This is a genomic window from Bacillus cereus group sp. N21 (assembly GCF_016483395.1).
GTDB classification, from domain to species: domain Bacteria; phylum Bacillota; class Bacilli; order Bacillales; family Bacillaceae_G; genus Bacillus_A; species Bacillus_A pseudomycoides.
Map to the genome: position 1 here is coordinate 1 of NZ_JAEHBX010000125.1, position 7,519 is coordinate 7,519.

Here is a 7,519-nt window from a genome sequence, read left to right on the forward strand (position 1 = left end):
TGGCCGTCAATTTGAACAGCATGGGTAAAGCTAACAGTCCTGACCCTTTTAAAAATATTTTACTTGCTGAATTTAGCAAGTAGGCAAAAAGGAAAACCGGATAAATTTTGTCATAGTTTTTATAGTTAAAAATATACCTTTCTGGTTCAAAAACCCTCAACTTACTCTAAAAAATAAAATTGGGGGTTTTTGGGATTTCGGTGCTATTTCTTTTTTATTATTGAAAATACTTGTATAAGAATGTAGTAATGATCGAAGAAATCTGAGAAATCAAAAGAGATACTGATACTAAAGTGATTGATATATTAGGAGTAAATCCAAGAGAAGTATATCCGATTAAAGTTTCACTTTATACCGGAGGACTTTGTCATTTAGTAAGAAAACGAAAGGCGCTTCGTATTGTCTTTCGTTTTTTCTTGTATTAAGATTAAATTATTGTAAAATTAGTATTTTGCAGACTACCAAAAATAGTATAATGAATATAATCACATTTTAGAAAGAAGGTATTCCCTTGAAGAAGATTCACGTTATTCATGAAAACACAGAGTGGACAAGACATCTAACGAGAAGATTAGAAGAACTCGGTCTTCCTTATGAAGAATGGCATTTGGACAAAGGGAATGTTGATCTTTCGTCTGTTCCGCCGCAGGGCGTATTTTATAACCGTATGAGCGCTTCTTCTCACACAAGAAATCACCGCTTTGCACCAGAGTTTACGGGTGCTGTCCTTGCTTGGTTAGAGAGGCATAATCGAAAAGTGTTCAACGGAAGCAGAGCATTGCAGCTTGAAGTAAGTAAAGTCGCGCAATATATGGCACTGAATGCAGAAGGAATCCGGACACCTAAGACAATTGCAGCTGTTGGTAAGGATCATATTATAGAAGCGGCAACGCAATTTGAAGGACGTCTATTTATTACGAAGCATAACCGTGCTGGAAAAGGACTAGGTGTTCAACTGTTTCAGTCTGATGCTTCTTTACAAGAATACGTAGAAAGTGCAGCATTTGAAGAGCCAGTAGATGGTATTACATTAATTCAAGAATACATTCAATCTCCTGAGCCTTACATTACACGTTGTGAGTTTGTAGGCGGGAAATTTGTATATGCAGTTCAAGTCGATACATCCAAAGGCTTTGAATTGTGCCCAGCTGATGCTTGTCAAATTGGCGATTTGTTCTGTCCTGTTGGAGAGAAAGCCCCGGAAAAACCGAAGTTTCAAATTATTGAGGGCTTTGATGACCCAATTATTCAAAAATATGAGGCTGTTTTGGCTGCAAATGATATCGCAATCGCGGGCATTGAGTTTATTCGAAATGCCGATGGTGAAATTTTCACTTATGACATTAATACAAACACAAACTACAATGCTGACGCCGAAGCAGTTGTTGGGAAATACGGTATGCTAGAGATTGCGAAGTTTCTTGGTAGTGAATTAGAGAAAATATAATAGATAGGGAGAAAGCTGCTGATGAAGCAGCTTTTTTTGGTAAGTTCAATTTGAGCGCAAATTGTGGTTCCGGTGCAAAAAGATGATAAATTAAAAAAAAGCAAGGATTCCTACCTGAATCTTTCCTTATACCGTTAATCCAAACAGCTGATGGATAAAACTATTCTGATTTTGGACAGACTGATTCCGTAAATCAATTTGTTCTTTTTTGACCATATGCATCGCTTCCATACCACTCAAGATAGACACAGCTGTTTGGTATGACTTAAATCCCAACATAGAGCGTATATGTTCCTTAATAGGGGTCACCTTACATTGAAGTGACCCCAAAAAGTTAGACAGGTTATTTCATTAGGCAAAACTAAAGGGCATGGGCCCGGTATTGTACCGGGCTCATGCCCTTTAGTTTTGCCTTAATTCTTTTATGATTATAGTATTCTATATACTTTACTAGTTCTTGCTTAAAATGGTTTATACTTTCAAATTCTTTTCGATACAGAAATTCTGATTTCATGATGCCAAAGAAATTTTCAATAACCGCGTTATCATAACAGTTCTCTTTACGTGACATACTTTGGGTAATGCTACGTTTATTGAGAGAATGACGATATTGTTTCATTTGATAGTGCCAGCCTTGATCAGAATGAATAAGGAGTATATCCTCGTCTGTTAAACGTTCAAAGGCTTGGTCTAACATCGTTGAAACAAGTGAATAGGTTGGTCTTGAACCAATTGTATACGTGATAATTTCGCCATTAAATAAATCCAACACCGGTGATACATATAACTTCTCTCCAAATAATTTAAACTCTGTAATATCTGTAATCCATTTTTTATTTGGTTTTTCAGCTTGGAAGTTGCGATTCAAAATATAATGAACTTACATAAATGCTTTTAAAAGTTCTTGAACGAATGGAAGTAATCCACCTACAAATTTTAAAACTGCCATTGCGATTTTCATATTATTTTCTCCTCTTTCTTGGTGTTTAGATGTGGTACATCTTCATGCTTTTATTTCGGTAAGCGTTTACAAAGACATCATTACATTCCAATATGTAAAATTGCATATTTATATCTATGTTATTGAATGAGTGATCTATGAAGCCAATAAACATGCAGGTTTCCTTTTTTGTGTGTTAGTTTCATCAACAAAGAAGTCAGACCTTTGAAAGACTTTTGTAACATTTATGAAAGAAAAATGAAAGATTTGCTAGATAGGATGAGGTTGATTTACTAGTAGATCATGTGCACAAGTGGTAAAACCATTCGTGAAAATAAGGAGAAATTAAGACATGTTTATGAAAAGAAAACTACCTATACTTACGTTTTTATTATTACTATTTAGTTTGATCGTAACTATTTTTCCTACAAATTCTGCTTATGCAGCTGAGGACGATCGTATACTTGATGTTTATGGGGATCCAATTACCACAAATAAAGATTACATACTAGTAGACAAATATTTGTGGGTGACAGGTATTCCTTTTGAAAAACGAGTAGCACCCGTAGGTCAGAATAGACTTGGAATAACTTATGAGAAGTTTGCGGGTTGGCATTATGTAATTCAATATAAAAACTCGTCTTATTACGGTGCTGCTGAAAAGCATAAGGATACAAAAGGTAATGAGTATTATGGTACACCTATCAATTTTGAAGTGCCGGCTGGAGTAGAGAGTGATGGATATATAAGAAATAATACTCCAATTACAATGTCAATGTGGATTGGGGGACCAAATGCTGATGCAGGAGGAACAAAAAAATATGTAAATGCAGGCAATCGAAGCTGGATCTATTTTAGTGACCAATCAAGAAGCACTTTAACAGTTAAGAAAAAAAATTCGAAGGAAATAGATTTAGTTACAGGTAAAACGGATTATCTTAGAGATAAACTTGGTAGACCTACTGACTGGTATAATGCAGATCCACAGCAATCTAGTTATGGAGTTACAACAACTTTCCAGCTAGAGACTTCAGAGCAACCATTTGCAAATCAAGACAAATTGTGGGGAATATCTGCCCCTGAAGACTACGCTGGCTATGAATTAGTACCTTTACAATAGGGTATCCATTACATTCAGCTTTATATAACTGTACTTATTAGCATTCCATGTCTCTTCCGATAAGGTAAGAGAACACGCTATGAAGGAAAGTTAAATTATACATCAATTGGAGGAATAATTATGAAAAGAAAAATTTTAGCTATAGCTTCTGTAATTGCTTTAACAGCTCCTATCCAAAGTGTGGCGTTTGCGCATGAAAATGGTCACCAAGATCCACCAATTGCTCTAAAGTGGTCAGCAGAATCTATACATAATGAAGGAGTAAGTTCTCATTTATGGATTGTAAACAGAGCCATGGATATTATGTCCCAAAATACGACTGTAGTAAAGCCAAATGAGACGGCGCTATTAAATGAATGGCGTACGGATCTAGAGAAAGGTATTTACTCTGCGGATTATGAAAACCCATACTATGATAATTCTACATTTGCTTCACACTTCTATGATCCTGATTCAGAAAGTACATATATTCCATTTGCTAAACAAGCAAAGCAAACAGGTGCAAAATATTTTAAATTAGCTGGTGAAGCATATCAAAATAAAGATCTTAAAAATGCATTCTTCTATTTAGGATTATCACTTCATTATTTAGGGGATGTTAACCAACCTATGCATGCAGCAAACTTTACTAACATTTCGCATCCATTTGGCTTCCACTCAAAATATGAAAATTTCGTTGATACAGTGAAAGACAATTATAGAGTAACGGATGGAAATGGCTATTGGAATTGGAAAAGTGCAAATCCAGAAGAGTGGGTTCATGCATCAGCATCAGCAGCAAAAGCTGATTTTCCATCAATTGTTAATGATAAGACGAAAAATTGGTTTCTAAAAGCAGCTGTATCACAAGACTCTGCTGATAAATGGCGTGCAGAAGTAACACCGATAACAGGAAAACGTTTAATGGAAGCGCAGCGTGTTACAGCTGGATATATCCATTTATGGTTTGATACGTACGTGAATAACAAATAACAAATACATTTACACATGGAAAAAATTAAAGCATCATCTACTTCAACAGGTGCAATTAAAACAGACGATTTAAAATTAATTCGCTTAGATGTGGTAGAAAAAATTGATTAAACAGGCTTACCCCCAAGCTCCTTTAAAATGATAAAACCCCACAGACAGTAAACATTCCTTTTTTCTGTCTGTGGGGTTTGGTTATAGTCTATGTTTTTATTACAAAGTACAAGCAGAAAAAAACTATTATCTTAAAATCCAAGAATCAGCTCGTAATAATCCAGATGGTGACTTTGATTATACTTTAAAATCCTATGCAGAAGGAAATTATTAAAATGATTATAAAAATTAGGGGTTCAGCCGAGATACGTGTAAAAGTAGGTTATAATCATACGAAAAATTACCAAATAGGTTTATCCCGCTTTTTCTGCATTAGCAGAGACAGCCGCCCACCTAAAAACTATTCTTATTGTTGGAATAGGACTATCCGGGGTCTCACCGCATGCCCATCAAGTTAAGAAAAGCAAATACCCCAAAACGAAAATTTTATTATTTTACAGTTGTTTATGAGAATTCAACTTATTTTTTCTTTTTGGTGAGCAACCCATTTCTAAAGTTGACGGGCATGGTATGGTGAGGGCTATTATATAAATTGGTCAAAAACTGACCTTCCTCAGTTTTGTTAATTCAATACATATTTTTTTATAATGGAAATACATGTTATAATTTCGCTTGGTCTAAGAATATTATAACATTCTAATTAGTATGGAGCGTGCATTATAATGAAAAAGGTTTTATTATCATTTATAACATTAGGACTACTTATAGGCTGTGAAAAATCTGATTCGTGTGATGAAGCAAGAGCTATCTACTCTGGAAATTGTAATTCTGCTAATACACTGACAAACGACAAATCTGAATTACAATTAGATTCCAGATAGTTGCTTTAATGCTGAATTTTAAACTAATTATTCATCAGATTCATTTTTCTAAATGAGACTAAACTCTAGAAAAAAGAGTAAAGAGAATCGCAAATGCAATATTTTAAAGGGAAATAGTTCAAGAAAGATATTATTTTGGTAGCCGTCGGGGTTCTGTATTTCACAATATATGAAATCTAAATATATTATAATTTTTATGCTATACTTTAAAAGACACCTAATGTTTATACTATACAACGGTATCTAAAACAGCAGCTGAAAAATCCCTATCTATAATGATGGATAGGGACTTTTCTAATTCTCAGTTACAAAATACAAAACATAAATTCAACAGGAAGCGGAGAGAATGGTGCTATGTATCCTAAGTTTTTTGATAAAATGGCCTTTTCAAAAGAACATAAAGATTTATTAATTCAATTATATAATAAAGAAATTACAAGAAATGAGTATAATCGTTTATTAAACAATCTATATGATACAAATTCTACAGTACATAAAAATAAGAAACCAGATAACATGCTGTCTACTTAAAACTTTCAATATTCTCAACAACCTAAAAAATAAGAAGTCAAATACAGAACTGATTTCTTATTTTTACTTTAAATGTTATAAATAGTAACAAACCCTATAAATCAATCTATTATCCTCACTAATCAAAAAAGGGTTGTAAAGCAGAAAACAGGAATCCATAACGGGTTCCTGCTTTCTATTTATAAAATAGTACAGCTCTGGATTCGTTTACGCTAATGAATCCAGAGCTGTATATCGTTTTAAAATTAAATTCGAATTGTTATTGATAGTAATTACATAACAACTATAGAAAACTGCCCATATCTATGTAAAATCAAATCGTAGTTTTATCTGAACTTTGTGGGATATAAATTTTTGTTACGGGAAATACACACATCGCCATCAACCTAATATTTTAGAGTATCCCCAAAACGAAATTTTTATCTCTTCATAGTTGTCCATGAAAATTTAGTTCATTTTTTTTATTTTGGGGAACAATTAATTTCTTAAGTTGATGAGCATGTATAGTGACCCCCTAGTATCTAAACTAGTGGATTTCAATTCATTATTTTTTCCATTCTGTAAGCTTAACATCCCATAGCAATGCATCTGTATCAATAAATTTAATACTAAGTTCATTTGCTTTATTCAGCTCTATCTCAAAAGAACTTGTGAATGTAGATATGCTTTCTTCAGAGAATCGAATGGTTTGTACATCTTTTCCATCAATAGAAATAATTATCTTACCGGAATGTTTGCTAGCACCATCAGGGATACCGAGATATCCCGAAAGTTTTGCATACTTACCTTTTAACAAGTATTTAAATTGCTGAGAATTTGTCCCTTTACTACTATACATATTTAATTTAGGTTCAATTTTTTTATGAGCCACTTCAAAGCTAGTGGAATTGTTAACTTTCGGTACATATCCAGTACTTTCTGTCAGTTGATTTAGCGCTATAACGGTTCCATTTTTTAGGGATTGTTGTTCCTTTTCTAATGATTTATTAATTTCACCTACAACTACAAGTACTCCTAATGTCAAGATAAATACTGTTACACCTGTAATAATAAAGTTTTTCAAAGTATTATTAGAGCGAAATCCTATTTTATATGCACAAAATCCTATTGTAGCACCCATTGCATTCACAATTACATCATCAATGTCAAAGCCACCAAGAAAAGTAACCATTTGTAGGACTTCTAGTATAAGAATAGAAATACAGAATGAAGTAATAAATCTAATAAAGCTACAACGATATAACATAGGAATTAATACCCCAAAAGGTATGAATGCTGTTAAATTTCCAAAATTAAAAAACCATAGATTAAAATCTTCCCCATCTACCATATTTGGCAAGCCCAAAGGAATACTACTCGGAATTAACTGGAATTCATATTCATGGTTAATATATTTTAATCCCAATCTATCGAAACCAAGAAACATAAAGTAGAGGATCAGAACGGAATATAATCCTAATATTGCGAGGGTAATGTTACGATGTTTTTCTTTGATAATAAAACCTCCCTCTATAAATGTTGATGTTTCAACGGTTTGAGCCGTTGTAAGGGTGTCAAAAAATTTTTTCCGACACTTT

5 protein-coding genes and 3 pseudogenes are annotated in these 7,519 nt (G+C 33.4%); 5 read left to right on the forward strand and 3 right to left on the reverse strand.

Translation table 11 applies throughout. The annotated features are described in order from the left end of the window. Both JDS96_RS29190 and JDS96_RS29195 read left to right on the forward strand, forming a co-directional pair. Window positions 1-83: pseudogene (locus JDS96_RS29190) on the forward strand (serine hydrolase); the annotation flags it as partial. A 428-nt stretch (window positions 84-511) separates the two neighbouring features. Then, a complete protein-coding gene (locus JDS96_RS29195) occupies window positions 512-1,447 on the forward strand; it encodes an ATP-grasp domain-containing protein (RefSeq protein WP_199668921.1) in 936 nt (311 codons plus the stop codon). 126 nt (window positions 1,448-1,573) lie between these two features. Here the strand turns inward: JDS96_RS29195 and JDS96_RS29200 are convergent. After that, window positions 1,574-1,747 (reverse strand): annotated as a pseudogene (locus JDS96_RS29200) (IS6 family transposase); the annotation flags it as partial. A 61-nt stretch (window positions 1,748-1,808) separates the two neighbouring features. Then, window positions 1,809-2,318: pseudogene (locus tag JDS96_RS29205) on the reverse strand (IS3 family transposase); the annotation flags it as partial. A 421-nt stretch (window positions 2,319-2,739) separates the two neighbouring features. On the opposite strand from JDS96_RS29205, the gene JDS96_RS29210 reads away from it, so the two are divergent. From JDS96_RS29210 to JDS96_RS29220, 3 genes are all read left to right on the forward strand, one after another. Further along, entirely contained in the window at window positions 2,740-3,507 is a 768-nt protein-coding gene (locus tag JDS96_RS29210; RefSeq protein WP_199668922.1) for a hypothetical protein, read from the forward strand. Window positions 3,508-3,627: 120 nt separating this feature from the next. Beyond that, on the forward strand, window positions 3,628-4,479 hold the full coding sequence (locus tag JDS96_RS29215) for a phospholipase C (RefSeq protein ID WP_199668923.1): 852 nt from the start codon (window positions 3,628-3,630) through the stop codon (window positions 4,477-4,479). Between the two features lie 1,286 nt (window positions 4,480-5,765). Further along, complete coding sequence (locus tag JDS96_RS29220) at window positions 5,766-5,942, forward strand: hypothetical protein (protein ID WP_170959698.1); 177 nt, start codon at window positions 5,766-5,768, stop codon at window positions 5,940-5,942. Between the two features lie 544 nt (window positions 5,943-6,486). Here JDS96_RS29220 and JDS96_RS29225 read toward each other — a convergent pair. Then, window positions 6,487-7,368 carry a VanZ family protein gene (locus JDS96_RS29225; RefSeq protein WP_098335004.1) on the reverse strand — a complete coding sequence of 294 codons (882 nt, stop codon included), beginning with the start codon at window positions 7,366-7,368 and terminating at the stop codon, window positions 6,487-6,489. Between the last annotated feature and the right edge of the window lie 151 nt (window positions 7,369-7,519).

Coding starts and splice junctions, on each gene's coding strand:
- JDS96_RS29225 (WP_098335004.1), bottom strand. CDS start 7,368: ATGTTTCTTGGTTTCGATAGATTGGGATTAAAATATATTAACCATGAA.
- JDS96_RS29215 (WP_199668923.1), top strand. CDS start 3,628: ATGAAAAGAAAAATTTTAGCTATAGCTTCTGTAATTGCTTTAACAGCT.
- JDS96_RS29210 (WP_199668922.1), top strand. CDS start 2,740: ATGTTTATGAAAAGAAAACTACCTATACTTACGTTTTTATTATTACTA.
- JDS96_RS29220 (WP_170959698.1), top strand. CDS start 5,766: ATGTATCCTAAGTTTTTTGATAAAATGGCCTTTTCAAAAGAACATAAA.